The sequence below is a fragment of the Psychrobacter sp. PAMC 21119 genome (genome assembly GCF_000247495.1).
GTDB classification, from domain to species: Bacteria; Pseudomonadota; Gammaproteobacteria; order Pseudomonadales; family Moraxellaceae; genus Psychrobacter; species Psychrobacter glaciei.
Map to the genome: position 1 here is coordinate 23,355 of NZ_AHVZ01000042.1, position 15,503 is coordinate 38,857.

The window sequence follows — 15,503 nt, forward strand, 5'->3', positions numbered from 1 at the left end:
TTATGCCTTTTGCTTTTGAGAGTAACATTTTTTCATTCACATCAATACGAGTGCACTATGGTAACTGACGTAGCCGAAAATTTATCGACAAATCGCCCGCAAAAAGACACCACGCGTGCTGGACAGCGGTATATTATTTGTATGAAATGGGGCGATAAGTACGGCCCTGAATACGTCAATCGTCTGTATAACATGGTCAATCGCCATTTAACATTAGATTTTCAGATGATCTGCCTAACCGATGATAGTACAGGTATCGACACTGCTATTGCCTGTTACCCTATACCTGAAATGGATTTACCAGATGGTCCTGAACGTGGCTGGAAAAAACTGACGACCTTTAAGCCAAATTTATATGATCTAAAAGGGGTCGCGCTATTTTTAGATATCGATATCGTTATCGTTGATAATATTGATAGTTTTTTTACTTACAAAGCTAAATATAATGATAGCGTCGTCATTATCCGTGACTGGAAAAAACCATGGAGGATGATTGGTAACAGCTCGGTCTATCGCTTTAATATTGGTATGAATACCTATCCCGACTTACTGGCAAACTTTGAACGTAACTTTGAGACCATTCGTACCCAAGTTCGTCACGAGCAAGCCTATCTATCCAACTATTTACATGAATATCACCACTTAGAGTATTGGGATAAGACATGGTGCGTCAGCTTCAAATACCAATGTATCGCGCCCATTCCCTTTAACCTAGTGCGTAAACCTACTTTGCCTGATGATGCAAAAATCGTTATTTTTCATGGTGAGATCAATCCACCAGACGCTATTGCTGGCGGCGGCGGTAAATGGTATCGACATGTAAAACCAAGCCCATGGTTAAAGAATCACTGGCAATGATCGTTTAAATAATAACGATATTTGAATGGTTCAAAGACAGTCCAAATCATTTAAAGGCAATGCATCACGACGATATTTGAAATCAACTACTGGGAAGAAGTCAACTACTAGGAAATAGTATGGCGCTATACTTGAGGTTACCTGCTACGGCTGGGTTTAATATTGATAATGAGCTCATCGTTATCGATGCTTTTAATGCCAATGAGCCAGAGCAAAGCCTGCACAAGAAAAACGTTAATATTATCGCCTCAGGCCCCTCCATACAACAACTACCATTATCAGAACTGTTAGACACGCCTACTATCTTTGTCAATGGTAGTATCAGTCTAACTGAGAAACATTGCTTCACCGATATCGTCGGCTATGTCATTAGCGATGCACGCTTCATTCATCACCAACCTGAGATTTTACAGCAGTATTATACTGGTCAACCTCTGTATGCAACGCTAGCTGTGTTTGAAGCGATGGCAACGGCCCTCCCCAATATCATGCGGACTTACCATCATGTCATGCGTGTGTTGTATCCAGTAGACAGACCATGGGGCGTCAAATCAAATAAGCTATCATTTAGTAAGCTGATTTTTAAGAAAAAACGTCTGAATAAGAAAATGCCGTTATCATACTTTACAAACCATCCAGATTTTATTATTGATGACAGCTATAGAGCAGTTAATATCGGCGTATCTCTAAATATTACGCATGGCTTTGTAGAGGCAGGAACTGTCGCTTATGTGGCCACGCAGTTGGCTTTCTCACGTCATGCGGCTACTATCCACTTATACGGCATCGATTTGCTCAACAGTGAGCAGCCACGCTTCTATGAAAACAAGAACAACAGCGCCCCAAGTATGCTTAGTAAGGTCATGAGCGAGCGTATTGTACCTTCGTTTAACTTGCTAAGTAGAACTTATAAGTCGCATGGTGTCTCTGTCATTAATCACTCTCCTGTCTCCAAAACACTATTCGATGATCTCTAATACTCATTGCCTGATGAATTCAACACTGAACCAAACGCTAAGTATTGCTGGGCGATGTGCTTCGGCAGTAGTTGCTGATTTAGCGGTACTATATAGTGTGTTGGATCGTCTATTGCCTGATCGATGAGTATAGCCAACCCATCGATGTCACCTACTGGTACTAAGCTCTTAGCGGGTAACAGCTCCCTTGGACCAAACGGGCAATCAGTACTTATTACAGGTACGTCTAACGCTTGCGCCTCAACGATGGTATACCCAAAACCCTCAAACTTAGAGCTCATTATCAGCAAAGCCGCTGAGTCAATCAATGGGTAAGGACTGGCTTGAAAACCAAGAAACTTCACACAATCGTCAATGCCAAGCGCCGTAGCTAACTCCTTAATCTCACTCTCTAGCCTTCCCTTACCCACCAACACCAAAGGATAGCGTCGTGCTGTTTTGGCATAGGCATGCAGTAAGTCATGATGACCTTTCATGCTATCGAATGAAGCAACGTGAATCATATAGCCTTTATAGGTTATACCGAATTGGCTGAGAGTTAACGACTGCTTAGCGGCTTTTTGTATATCATCGACAGCGCAGGGATTATAAATAGTCGTGGTTTTGGTAATCGGCCCAATCAGAGATATCAAATCTTGCCGCGCCCCTTCACTCACACAGCTACAAGGATGGGCGCCATAGACCCTTTTTAAATGATGAATCGTTTGGGCTGGTGTCTCTGATAGCTGACGTTGAAATTGCTTGGATAATGCCGTGTGCAGTACATTCACGATATTTGGTAATTGACTATAGGCCATAATCCAGTTTATTTTATAGATATTAGACAGTATTAGATCTGGCACGCCTATTTGACTGAGTACATAATTATCGATACGCCTAGCGACTGCTTCATAGGCCTGTGCTTGGTTAGATTTTGGCTCGATATTTTGCTCAGAAAACACCTCGTCATATGGCACTACATGATATTGAACACGTGAATCTAATGGCATATCTTGAGTATATTCGAGACAAAGCACATGAACATTATAATTTAAATCAGCATAAGCACGTGCCAGAGTCGTGACCATGCGCTCAGCGCCGCGACCTTCCAGCGCCTTTAGTATTAATAGAATAGTAGGTGGCATCAGTGTCTCAGCTCACAGTTTTGTTGAAGTATAAGTAGGAAGGGTCAGCCAAATGAGTGTATCAATAGTCATAATTATTGCAGCGTTCTGACTTTATATGCTAGTCTCACCTACCTTTAGACCTTTGCTTTTATTGCTTGAAGGATAGTCATGGCTTGCCTGACTTCCCATAGCATAACAAACCATAGCATAGCAAAATAATCATCAATTTTTATTGTATAAACCCACTAAACCTTGTCAATACTCATATCAACAAATATCATCGCTGGATTGATGTAGCTAATACAAACATCAGCGTGTTGATAGAACATGTTTACAAAAAACAGGATCAGTCATGAAGCAACCTGACGAGAAAACATTAGATGTTGTCATCGCCTGGGTGGATGGTGCAGATCCCATGCTCAAACAAAAAAGAGAAGGTTATAAATCAGGCAAAGCAGTCGCTTCAGATGCGATCACGGCCACGCGTTTCGCTAGTGACGACGAGATATACTATAATATAGCGTCTATCATTAAATACGTGCCTTTTTGTCGTCATATATATATTGTCACCGACCAACAACGACCAGCATTCATCGATGATTTTGCCAAGCAAAATATTTGTTCAGCAGATAAAATACGTATTGTGGATCATAAAGAGATGTTCGTTGGTTACGAGCAGTTTTTACCCACTTTCAATACCCGATCGATTGAGACGATGATATGGAATATTAAGGGACTGTCTGACTATTTCATCTATATGAATGACGATTTCTTTTTTAATCAGCCCGTGAGGATCAATGACTTTTTGGACGGTGAAAAAATTATCATTCATGGACAGTGGCGTAAAAGTGCTGCATTAAATGCCAAGCTTAATTTTCGAAAATCTCGCTTCAAACTGTTTGGAACACCGATACAACCGAGGCACACGATAGCGCAAATGTTAAGTGCTAAAATACTTGATATGGATAAATTTTTTGAAATTCATCACTATCCTCATATTGTCGATAAAAATATTTTAAAAGCTCATTTGTTGGATAATTCTCAATTATTGACAGAGCAAATAAAGTACAAATTCAGAAATGTTGCGCAAGTAAACCCCATAACACTGATGAATCATTTAAAAATCCAAAAAGGCCAAGCCGAGTTGAAACCCGATACGTCTATCAATTATCTAAAAAATGAAAAGGGTGTCGAGGACTTTATAACCGATTTGCACAAAGAATCTATTAAATATGGGTGCATACAAAGTCTAGATTTACTTGAAGCGAACTCCTATCAAAAAATTACCACTGCTATGGTGCAAAAATTCTCAGCCTATTTACCATCGTCAATATTGTTAAATGGCAATAAATAGCAATAAACTTAAAATAATAAACAAAAGACAACTTTGGATATATTATGAAAATAGCAGTAGTAGGCACAGGCTATGTGGGACTATCAAATGCCATGTTATTGGCACAGCACAATGAAGTGGTCGCTGTCGATGTCATCGCTGAAAAGATTGACCTGCTAAATGCAAAGCAGTCGCCGATCGAAGACAAAGATATCGAAGACTTCTTATCACACAAGGATCTTAATTTTTCTGCGACGCTCAATGCCGAGCAAGCTTATCAAAACGCAGATTTTATCATTGTCGCCACGCCAACGGATTATGATGCAAAGACCAATTACTTTAATACCTCTACGGTAGAATCTGTGATTGAACAAGTGCTATTGGTCAATCAACAGGCAACCATCATCATAAAATCTACTGTGCCCGTTGGCTATACCGCTAGCATCAGAGAGCGATATGAAACGGATCGTATTATTTTCTCACCTGAGTTTTTACGAGAGGGCCAAGCCCTACACGACAACCTTTACCCCTCTCGAATCATTGTGGGCGCACAGTCTGAACAAGCACAGCAGTTTGCTGAGTTATTGCTTGAAGGCGCTATCAAAAAAGACGTGCCGCTACTGTTTGTGAAGTCGACTGAAGCTGAAGCGATCAAACTGTTTTCTAACACTTATCTAGCGATGCGCGTGGCTTATTTTAATGAGCTAGATACCTATGCTCAGACATTCGGGCTCGAAACCAAACAAATCATAGAAGGTATTGGCTTAGATCCGCGTATTGGCGACCATTATAATAACCCGTCATTTGGGTATGGTGGCTACTGTCTACCCAAAGATACCAAGCAGCTATTGGCAAATTATGATGAAGTACCTAGTAACTTGATCAGGGCCATTGTCGACTCTAATAGAACTCGTAAAGACTTTATTGCAGATAAAATTATCGAAAGACAACCAAAAATCGTTGGTATACACCGACTGGTCATGAAGAGTGGATCAGACAATTTTAGAGCATCTGCGATACAAGGCATTATGAAGCGTATTAAGGCAAAAGGTATCGAAGTCGTGGTTTATGAACCTGTACTAAAAGAGGATAATTTTTTCAATTCGCGAGTGATTACAGACTTAGATGCGTTTAAAGCAATGAGTGATGTCATTGTGGCAAATCGCTTGTCTGCTGATATAGCAGATGTGGCGGATAAGGTATTTACTCGAGATTTGTTTGGGAGCGATTGATGAAAGTACTAGTAACTGGCGCAGCGGGCTTTATTGGCTTTCATTTAATCAAAGCATTGTTAGAGACGCACCTATCTGATGAAGCATTGCTAATCGTTGGCATTGATAATCTTAACGATTATTATGACATAGGCCTAAAAGCAGAGCGTTTAGAGATATTAAATAGCGTATCAACACCAGAAAATTTTACGTTCATTAAATTAGATCTGGCTGATCGCGAAGCAATGGCTGAGCTTTTTTCCACCTATCAGTTTGATACAGTTATCAATCTAGGCGCGCAAGCAGGCGTACGCTACTCTATCGAAAACCCAAATGCATACATTGACTCAAATGTGGTCGGGTTTGTAAATATCCTTGAGGGCTGTCGCCACCATAATATCAAGCATCTGATCTATGCCAGCTCTAGCTCTGTCTATGGCATGAATATCAAGCAGCCATTTACAACTGCTGACTGTGTTGATTTTCCTATCAGCCTATATGCCGCCACTAAAAAGTCCAATGAGCTCATGGCACACAGTTATAGCCACTTGTATAACATTCCTACGACAGGACTGCGATTCTTTACCGTTTACGGCCCTTATGGCAGACCAGACATGGCTTATTTTTCTTTTACCAAAAAAATCCTAGCCGGTGAACCGATTGATGTGTTTAACAATGGTGATATGCAGCGTGATTTTACCTACATTGATGATATTATTAAAGGCATCATAGGAGTAATGAAAAAAGTACCGGCTAACCAACACTCTGATATTACGACAGCAGCAGCCCCTTATAAAGTTTATAATATCGGTAATAACCAACCTATTACGCTGCGTCGTTTCATCACTGCCATCGAGGATGCTTGTGGTATAAAAGCCAATGAAAACCTGCTACCCATGCAGGCAGGCGATGTGCCCATTACTTATGCAGATATAGACGAATTGGTGGATGATATTGGATTTAAGCCTGAAACCAATATAGAAGATGGAATCGCAAAATTTGTCGAATGGTATAAGCGATATTATTCAGTTTGAATAAAAATATTTCATAAACCACTTTAGTATCAATTTTTTAGATAGACATTTAAGCTCTAATCGCATCATATTTGTTCAAAGGATTTTAGTGACATGACTACACCTTCAAACTGGCAAAAAAAACTGCTACTAATCTTTCGAAGTGAAAAAAGATTGAATGCGGGCAAGGTTATCAAAAACTATGATGGCAAAAGCTTTGACGACATGAAAGCAACAACGATTACAGAGTCAATGTGCGATATTGAGACGCTGACAGACGAACGTAAGAGCAAAGCGTTAGAAAGTCATTTAAATAACTTAAAGCATCAATCCTTGGGTGAGTCTGAACTCTGCTTTTATCACAATACACTCATTATATTGATGCGCCGTAAATACAAAATAGACAAAATATTTGCAGAATTCGAAAAGCTGTGGGTGGCAGAGAACCATTATTTATTAGAAAACCTGTCACTACGCTGGATAGTTTCAGCCTGCGATACTTTCATCGATCACTCAGATAACGTCAATAGAGCCGCTATTTTGATGAATGTCATTACACTAATGAATACTGTCCGAGCTTATGAGACCAAAAACTTTTTACAAGCCCCTCCTGATGCCGAACCCATAGCATTATTAGATGAAAAAACCGACATACTGTATGCCGGCGACTTGTGTCTATATGATGGTCTCACTTATTTTCGTATCGGCACCGATGACAGTCTGAGAAATATGCGCAAGCGCTATCACAAATTCCACAAAGTCGACAAATTAGCTACTACTATCTTGCTTGCTGTATTCGAAAAACTACAGAATAACCAGAGTGCTTTTGCCACGCTACGGCAATTGCATAGAGATGATTGGTCCAAATGGTGGTTAGATTAAGATCTCTTATCTGTATTCTCAAAATTCGATGCGAATTCAATATATTTCTTTGCTATTGTGACAGGAAGGAGCGTTTCACTAAATTCGGACTGAAATTGCTCTGGATTCTTCATTGCTAAGCTTAATTTAGCTGCAATAGCATCTATGTCTCTCATAGGCATTAGGTTTTTCTGAGGCAATAACTCACTTGGCCCAGATTGGCAGTCAGTACTGATAACTGGTGTTCCTAAAACTAAAGACTCTGCAATCACCAAAGCAAAACCTTCCCAGTCAGAAGTTAGTACTTTAAATTGCGCATGCTTTATATAGGGAAAAGGGTTCTCATGGAAGCCTAAGAAAACAACCTTATCTTCTAGCTTGAGCTCTACGACCAACTCCTCTATCTTACTTTGAAGCTTGCCTTTGCCCAAAAGAAGCAATGGTAAAGACTGATCTGTCTTTGCATAAGCTCTCAAAAGCACATCGTGACGTTTTGCTTCTTTAAAACTGCCAACGTGAATAATATAATTTTGATATTCTGGAATAAAAGCATCAGCTAATTTTTGAATACCGTCTCTATCAATTGGATTATGTATTGCCGTTGTTGAAGTAACATGACCAAAGCTTTCTACAAAATCCCTTTCTACGCCATTGCTGACACAGGCACAAGGATTTTTGGAATAAATTCTGGTAAAGTTTTCTTTTCTCTGATGACCCACATCTGTTTTTGCAAACTTATAAAGTAGTGACAAAGTATTATGAATCACATAAATGATATTCGGCAGGCTACTGTAGCTAAAGATACTATCTGAACGATCAAGGTTCGACAAAATGATATCAGGCTGTCCAATATTTTTTTTGACATAACGATCTAACGCATGAGCAAAAAACTTATCTCGACGCTGTGCTCCTGGTATCATCTTATAGGGTTTGAATTTGAGCACATGATAAATAAGGTTTGGATTAAGATCATATTCGACCCGCGGCTTAAACCTTAGAATATGTACTTCGTATCCTAATTCATAAAATCCCTGTCCTAAAGTAAGAACAACTCGCTCTGCCCCTCCACCTTGTAGACAATTAATAGCGAGCAACGCTATTTTTTTATGCTGCTTCATAAACGATAACCTATGGATGAATTTCTATTCATTTAGTGTGTGAAATATTATTATGTTAAATGAATCAACGCTTGAATAATTTTGCAAATAGAGATTTGGAGGCTTTTGGACGAGTCACCTTATTGCCAATATAGCCTTGCTGGGATTTCTTTGGAAAAACACCAAAAGGCTCAATTCGATAGCTCTCTAGATGATATCCAGCAGTAAGCGCTTCATTATAATAGTCATCAAAAAGATCGACCAAATCTTGTCTTGGATGTGGCAGAACTTCTCCGTCAAACCAATGCTCGATTCCTTCCTCATTCACTCTAGGTAATGAGTACTTATGACTGAATTGCGTTCCCATATCTGAGTAATGCAAAATTTTGATTTCTTCTATCGTTAAGTCTTCGCCATCGATACAGTTATAGCTGTCTTGGTAAGACTCAATTAGCTGAGTATTTTTCTTAAATACCGCCATCATTTCTTTATGACTTTTGGGATCTTTTCTAAGTTTTTCGATAGGCAAAACAACGTTTTTTGCAGCATCGCAATCCCATATACAAGTACATAGACGAGTCATATCAGCATTCGTTTTAGCCACCACTATGGATTGCCCTTCAATAGGATGCTGCCATAGCCTTGCTAGATCATCTAAAATAATGACATCAGCATCCATATAAATAGCTCGTCCAGAATAATTGCAGTATTCTGGAATTGCCCAACGGAATCCTGAGAAAGGTGTCGACCATTTAGTAGTATTCCAGCCCTCGCCAGCCTCGGGATTAGAATACCAATAGCTACTAGGATCGCGCGATAGCTGCATCCATACTATCTCAACGGGTACACTGGTGTGTTTGTGAATACTATAATCTAACACCATCATCTGCTCTAGATCACAGTTATTTGGGTCACAACCAACAAAGACTCTAATAGCATCGTTTGTTTTCATAATTTTATCCATTCACTAAATAACGCTTTCTACGTTCATACTTATGAGCATAGAAAGCATCAACACTCACTGCTACTATGCAATACTTAAATATAGAATTAAGCCTATTCCTTCCAGTATTTTTCAATCCATCCTACTGGCAAGATAAAATGACGAAGATGACGCAGCGGTCTCTTCATATTTTTGGGTTCAGCCAGTTGCTTCAAATGATCCTTGGCGTTATTAGCAGCGTTTTTGTTATATCTACCTTCGATCGCATGCGTTGGATACAAGTCACCAGGGAAGATAACCAGACGAGCGCCTTTAGGAATCTTTGGTTCTTTAAAGTAGTTGAACGGAAACGGTTGACGACATTTGCGTCTAAAATGTGCGACCCATGCCTTTGGAAATAGCTTCACACCACCGGGTGCATTACGAGTGACAAAACGCTGCTCAAAACGATACTCATCAGCGATACCTTGCGGATCTGCTTTAAACTTTTCTTGCAGTGAGACAAGCGCCCCTATCTGAAATCTAAAGCAAGAGGTCTGTCCCAAGCGCTCTAATGGATTACTAGGATTATAAGACAAAATAACATCGTCTGGCTTGCCGTATTCAAAGAAAGGATCGAGACTATCTACGATAATCACATCCAAATCTACGAACAATACTGTCCCTGTCAAATCACCTAGCTTTTCACCCCACAAGCGAGACTTTGGCCACTTACCGAGTGTATTGGTTGGCATAGTGACATCTAATGGTGGTAGCGCTTGGCATTCAATTTCTGGACGGACATCTGTTGTATCATCAGTGAAGCAGACAAATCTAAATGGTGGTGTGATATTGCGAGATACCATGCCATATAGTTTGTTGGCATAATCAGCACCATATTTTGTGCCCCATTTAATACAGATAATTTGTTTGATATTTTGAGTATCTGCTGTACTAGAATCTATTGGCATTGACTGCTCACTTTAATATTATGAATAAATATGATGGCTATATTAGCATAAAAAAAAGACTGAACAATTATGTTCAGCCTTTTTGGTCTTCAACGCAACCGCTTTATCAGTCAATAAAGCTTAACCAATCCATATACTGCTCATTGCGGCCATGTACCACATCAAAGTATAAGGTTTGCAGTTTCTCAGTCAAAGGTCCGCGGCCGCCATTACCGACCGTGCGATCATCGTATTCACGGATAGGTGTGACTTCAGCAGCCGTACCAGTCATAAAGATTTCATCTGCTAAGTAAAACTCATCACGAGTGATTCGACGCTCAACGACTTTAATACCTAGGTCATCAGCGAACTGAATGATAGTGCGACGCGTAATACCATCAAGCGCCCCGCCTGCTAAGTCTGGGGTATGCAGCACGCCCTCTTTTACTAAGAACAAGTTTTCACCAGCCCCTTGGCATACATACCCTTGCGGATCCATCAAGATAGCTTCGTCATAACCATTACGAGTTACTTCTTGGTTGGCCATGATAGACACAGGATAGTTACTAGAGGCTTTGGCCTTACACATGGTCACGTTGGTCATGTGATGGGTAAATGAAGAGGTTTTTACACGGATACCGTTTTTGATACCCTCTTCACCAAGATAAGCGCCCCAGTGCCAAGCAGCAACCATCGCGTTGATGCTGTTGTCGCGTGATGACAAACCGAGCTTTTCTGCACCGACCCAGATAAGTGGACGAATATAGGCTTCTGCCAAGTTGTTTTGCTTGACCACATCCTTATGTGCTTGCTCTAAAGTGGCTGCATCAAAAGGCACATCCATTTGAAATATTTTCGCTGAACCAAGTAGACGCTCAGTGTGTTCTTTTAGGCGAAAAATAGCGGTACGATTGTCAGCCGTCTGATACGCGCGCACCCCTTCAAAAACCGCCATACCATAATGCAGGCTATGTGTAAGCACATGTACCTTAGCATCTGGCTGGTCAATCATCGTGCCATTCATCCAAAGCTTACCATCTTGTGTTGCCATGTTCATTTTATAGTCCTTATGTTAGCACTGACGTCTAACTTTTTTTAGATAGGTTTTATTTAGGGTCTATTGAACATTCAAATGTGGAACTGGCAGTGGCTACTTTTTAGACAATACGCAGTGAAATTTTTGACGCCTAGTCATTCTAGGGTAGACAATTTCGCCATGTATTGGCAAAAAATAGTAATGCCCTGAAAGGCTGATGCTAAAATCACCCCAAACGTTGTTGTAAACCTAGCTAAGGTCTCGACATTATCGTCGGTTTACGCCTAGTTTGGTGCAGTTTTAGCGATCAGCAGTCCTAATATTTGAATGTTCAACAGACCCTAATAACGGTCAGTTAGATTTTTGGAGGCTTAACGTTCGGCTTTTATGCGTGAATTTAGCTATTTGTATCATCGTCACGTATGATAGCAACATCAACGATAGAAGATTAAAGCCATGCAGGCTAATAATGTGTATCGGTCAAAAGGCACTATCGCTGATTTGCTACGTTATATTTTATAATAACGGTTCATTTATTTTATTTGTATATTTCTAATATTGAGAGCTTGTCATGACAGATTCTGCTACGTCTCATCACCAGACTGACCTTATTCATCAAACAGAGGCGGATTCTCAGGTACCTAATATAAATGCTGCACCGCTGGTGATAGCCATCGTTGCAGGTGAGGTATCTGGTGACAGTTTGGGTGCAGATTTTATGCAGCAGATGAATAACCTGCGTGATGATATCGTCTGGGTAGGTGTAGGCGGTACAAAAATGCAAGCGCAAGGATTACACAGTATTTTTCCGTTAGAACGTCTAGCAGTGATGGGTTTGGTGGAAGTCATGGCACAGCTGCCAGATTTGCTGAAAGCGCGGCGCGAGCTATTGAGCGCATTTAAGGCGGCCAATATTGACTGGTTTATCGGCATTGATGCGCCTGATTTTAATCTACGAGTCTCTAAAAAGTTAAAACCAAAAGGCGTCTTCTGTGTACAGTATGTGAGCCCTTCTATTTGGGCGTGGCGCGAGTCACGTATTCATAATATTAAAGCAGCGACCGACCTTGTGCTCTGCCTATTTCCGTTTGAGCTGCCAGTATATGAGCGCCATAATCATCCAGCAATATGTGTGGGTCATCCTTTATTACGCACCATTGATCAGGCATTGATAGAGACGCCCATCAATCAGAGGCGCAGTGAGTTGGTCTGGCACAACGATGGTTTGCAGCAGTTTTTTATCGAGCGGTTCGATGACGTTAGCCAGCTTATTTGTGTGATGCCAGGCTCTCGTCGCGGTGAGATAACGGCTATTTTACCTCTCATGCTGGATGGTATTCAAAAGCTCATATTGTTAGATCCAAAGCTGTGCTTTATCATTCCGACGGTCGATCAAAATCATCAATATATTGTCCAAGACGTCATTGACCAGCGCTCAGAGCAGCTGCGTGCCGCGATCGTTGTGGTCTATGATGACAGTCAACCAGCATTCAGTCAGCAGGCCATGGCTGCATCGGATATCGTGATGCTGGCGTCAGGTACGGCAACGTTAGAGGCGATGCTGCTTGAGCGTCCAATGGTGGTGGTGTATCAATTAAATCAGCTGACCTATCAGATCGCCAAGCGTCTGGTCAAAGTTCCTTATGTGGCGCTACCTAATATCCTAGCCGACACTGCCATCGTACCTGAGCTGATACAAGAGCAGGCGAGTGGCGATAATATCTGTCGTACCGTCATGCGTCTCTTGCAACCGCGTGCTTACGCAGAGCAATTGAAAGCGCTTGTCGCAACCAAACAGCTATTACAGCAGCAAAGCAATCATTACCCTGCTGATAGCGTAATTGAGCAATGGTTTGTGCGAGAAAAGACCAGCATAAATCATAAGGGATAATTGCTCATCATCTATCTTCACCACTCTAAGGCGTGTTTTCAATTCACTCGATAGTCATCTAAATGGGCTAAAAATGGCTAAATCTTGCCAAACACCGTCAAATAACTGGTTAATATCCCGATATTATCTGCGCTATTTTTCTTATTCGACGGCAATTTATCTCATTTTTATCACCATTTTTAAAATGAAGACACGCCCTAATCAATAAGACAGCAAAAAATCATGAGCATTCAGAACGAAGTTAAAGATCTTATTATTCCGATTGACAGAAAAATTCAACAGATTGATATAAAATCTCAGTACATTGATTTAGCTGCGCCCATCCACTTATCTGGCCAAGTCAATATTGCTAATCTGCTGACCGAATATGCGACAAACACCCAACAGTCCATAGAACACTCAATGCTACAGATTGGTGTGGATGAAGCAGGGCGTGGCCCACTGTTGGGTAGTGTCAATGTCGCGGCGGTAATACTGCCTATGACTTGGGCAGGACTGATTGAGGCGCAACCGTTAAAAGACACGCCTTTATCTATATTGACGGATTCTAAGCAGCTAAGCGAAAAAAAACGCGATATTCTTTATCCGTTGGTGCAGCAGCATGCCATAGGTTTCATCATCGCTGACATTCCAGCAGCAGTCATCGATCAGGTCAATATTTTACAAGCGACGATGCTCGGTATGCGCTTATGTACGGAAGTGTTGTTGGAGACTATTGCCAAACATATGGCTACCTCTATGATGCAATTCGAGGTTTTGTTTGATGGTAATCGCTGCCCTGATATAGACTATGTGATGCTGGCCAAGTTAGGTATAGAAACCTCTGCAATTGACTGTCAAGCATGGGTAAAAGGAGACGCACGTCATACCAGCATTGCTGCAGCCAGTATATTGGCAAAAGTTAGCCGTGATGCTGCCATGTATAGGCTGGATACTGAGTACCCAGAATATGGTATTGCCAAGCATAAAGGCTATCCGACCAAAGCGCATATAGAAGCGATTGAAAAATATGGTGTGTTGCCAGCTCATAGACGTAGCTTTGCACCAGTGCGAAAAGCGATAGAAAATTGATATTAATCAAGAATAGCAAGTGATTGAAATAGCCTAAGTATAAAAAAATAATGGAATCTAAAAGTAAAAACTGCTTACTGTGAACTGACCCCCATAAGTTGGACACAACTTATGGGGGTTATTTTATGAAGTATGACATCGACTTTAAACTAAGGGTGATAGCCTATTATCAACAAGGACATTCAGGCATTGCTACCGCAAAGCATTTTAATATTAATGATAAAGATGTTTTTAAGTGGGTAAACCAGTATTTAAAAGACGGTATACTTGCAATCAAACCTAAAGCTGGCAAAGCCATCTACAGTAGCGAGTTCAAGCTTCAAGTCCTGACCACAATGGCAGGTGAAGGTTTAAGTCAATCGCAAGCCGCTTTGAGGTTTAACATTAGCTCGCCTGCGCTGATTAGTGTATGGCGCACCGCCTATGCTCGTCATGGTATGCTAGGCTTAACTGCCAAAGCTAAAGGACGACCTACTGTGAAGCACCCTTATCTCACTGACAAGCCTGAGCATGAGAAGAGTATAGAGGAGCTCAAACGCGAGAATGAATACCTCAAAGCGGAGAACGCCTACCTAAAAAAGCTCGATGCCTTGCTCAAAGAGAGGAAAGCCAACCAGACAAAGCAAGGCTCGTCAAAGGACTAAGAGATCAGCATCCGCTCGCTTTACTATTACTCATTGCAGATATAGCAAGGAGCAGCTTTTACTATCATCTGCGTGTTCTGCAAGCGACAGACAAGTATGCCGATCTTAAACAGCGTATCAGTGACGTCTATCATCACCATAAAGGTCGGTATGGCTACCGTAGAATCACTCAAACGCTTAAGAACGAAGGACTAAGATACAACCACAAGCTCATCGCACGGCTTATGAACGAGCTTAAACTTACCGCGAGAATCAGACGACAAAAGTATCGTTCCTACAAAGGACAGTGCGGCGTTATTGCCAAGAATAGGGTCAAACGTAGGTTTAGAGCAAAAGCGCCAAATCGCAGGTGGCTGACTGACATTACTGAGTTTAAAGTGGGCGATGATAAACTGTATCTGTCACCCATACTCGATTGCTTTAATAATGAGATCATCAGTTATGAATTATCAAGACGACCCGTATATGACTTGGTGAAACAGATGCTTGATCGCGCGCTCAAAGGCATATCATTAAAGCGCAGGCTCAAGGAG

At 41.1% G+C, this 15,503-nt stretch carries 15 protein-coding genes; 10 read left to right on the forward strand and 5 right to left on the reverse strand.

The window, feature by feature from the left end; translation table 11 throughout:
- Positions 1 to 141 precede the first annotated feature (141 nt).
- Positions 142 to 858 (forward strand): glycosyltransferase, encoded by a 717-nt coding sequence (locus RH96_RS14375; protein WP_192811762.1) that lies wholly within the window; start codon positions 142 to 144, stop codon positions 856 to 858.
- A 119-nt stretch (positions 859 to 977) separates the two neighbouring features.
- A complete protein-coding gene (locus tag RH96_RS14380) occupies positions 978 to 1,835 on the forward strand; it encodes a hypothetical protein (protein WP_010202032.1) in 858 nt (285 codons plus the stop codon).
- Here the strand turns inward: RH96_RS14380 and RH96_RS14385 are convergent.
- Positions 1,832 to 2,959 (reverse strand): glycosyltransferase, encoded by a 1,128-nt coding sequence (locus RH96_RS14385; RefSeq protein WP_010202037.1) that lies wholly within the window; start codon positions 2,957 to 2,959, stop codon positions 1,832 to 1,834. The genes RH96_RS14380 and RH96_RS14385 overlap by 4 nt on opposite strands.
- A gap of 334 nt (positions 2,960 to 3,293) precedes the next feature.
- On the opposite strand from RH96_RS14385, the gene RH96_RS14390 reads away from it, so the two are divergent.
- The 4 genes from RH96_RS14390 to RH96_RS14405 all read left to right on the forward strand — a co-directional run bounded on the left by RH96_RS14390 (position 3,294) and on the right by RH96_RS14405 (position 7,380).
- Complete coding sequence (locus RH96_RS14390) at positions 3,294 to 4,295, forward strand: hypothetical protein (protein WP_010202039.1); 1,002 nt, start codon at positions 3,294 to 3,296, stop codon at positions 4,293 to 4,295.
- Between the two features lie 44 nt (positions 4,296 to 4,339).
- Positions 4,340 to 5,506: a nucleotide sugar dehydrogenase gene (locus tag RH96_RS14395; protein WP_010202041.1), complete on the forward strand. Its 1,167-nt coding sequence runs from the start codon at positions 4,340 to 4,342 to the stop codon at positions 5,504 to 5,506.
- On the forward strand, positions 5,506 to 6,519 hold the full coding sequence (locus RH96_RS14400) for an NAD-dependent epimerase/dehydratase family protein (protein ID WP_010202042.1): 1,014 nt from the start codon (positions 5,506 to 5,508) through the stop codon (positions 6,517 to 6,519). Before RH96_RS14395 ends, RH96_RS14400 begins: the two co-directional genes overlap by 1 nt.
- 93 nt (positions 6,520 to 6,612) lie before the next feature.
- Positions 6,613 to 7,380, forward strand: coding sequence for a hypothetical protein (locus RH96_RS14405; RefSeq protein ID WP_010202045.1), 768 nt, complete (start codon positions 6,613 to 6,615; stop codon positions 7,378 to 7,380).
- Here the strand turns inward: RH96_RS14405 and RH96_RS14410 are convergent.
- The 4 genes from RH96_RS14410 to RH96_RS14425 all read right to left on the reverse strand — a co-directional run bounded on the left by RH96_RS14410 (position 7,377) and on the right by RH96_RS14425 (position 11,385).
- Positions 7,377 to 8,477, reverse strand: coding sequence for a glycosyltransferase (locus RH96_RS14410; protein WP_010202046.1), 1,101 nt, complete (start codon positions 8,475 to 8,477; stop codon positions 7,377 to 7,379). The two genes, RH96_RS14405 and RH96_RS14410, sit on opposite strands and share 4 nt — an antisense overlap.
- A gap of 64 nt (positions 8,478 to 8,541) precedes the next feature.
- The gene (locus RH96_RS14415; RefSeq protein WP_010202048.1) at positions 8,542 to 9,408 is read right to left on the reverse strand and encodes a glycosyltransferase; all 867 of its coding nucleotides are present in this window, start codon (positions 9,406 to 9,408) and stop codon (positions 8,542 to 8,544) included.
- 104 nt (positions 9,409 to 9,512) lie between these two features.
- Entirely contained in the window at positions 9,513 to 10,349 is an 837-nt protein-coding gene (locus tag RH96_RS14420) for a hypothetical protein (protein WP_010202049.1), read from the reverse strand.
- A 106-nt stretch (positions 10,350 to 10,455) separates the two neighbouring features.
- A complete protein-coding gene (locus tag RH96_RS14425) occupies positions 10,456 to 11,385 on the reverse strand; it encodes a branched-chain amino acid transaminase (RefSeq protein ID WP_010202050.1) in 930 nt (309 codons plus the stop codon).
- Positions 11,386 to 11,935: 550 nt separating this feature from the next.
- On the opposite strand from RH96_RS14425, the gene lpxB reads away from it, so the two are divergent.
- From lpxB to RH96_RS15085, 4 genes are all read left to right on the forward strand, one after another.
- Complete coding sequence (lpxB, locus tag RH96_RS14430) at positions 11,936 to 13,255, forward strand: lipid-A-disaccharide synthase (RefSeq protein WP_010202051.1); 1,320 nt, start codon at positions 11,936 to 11,938, stop codon at positions 13,253 to 13,255.
- Between the two features lie 222 nt (positions 13,256 to 13,477).
- Positions 13,478 to 14,326 (forward strand): ribonuclease HII, encoded by an 849-nt coding sequence (locus RH96_RS14435; RefSeq protein ID WP_010202052.1) that lies wholly within the window; start codon positions 13,478 to 13,480, stop codon positions 14,324 to 14,326.
- A gap of 125 nt (positions 14,327 to 14,451) precedes the next feature.
- On the forward strand, positions 14,452 to 14,970 hold the full coding sequence (locus RH96_RS14440) for a helix-turn-helix domain-containing protein (RefSeq protein WP_010202055.1): 519 nt from the start codon (positions 14,452 to 14,454) through the stop codon (positions 14,968 to 14,970).
- Positions 14,874 to 15,503 (forward strand): IS3 family transposase (locus RH96_RS15085; RefSeq protein WP_157999890.1); only part of this gene is annotated, 630 nt, incomplete at its 3' end. The genes RH96_RS14440 and RH96_RS15085, both read left to right, overlap by 97 nt.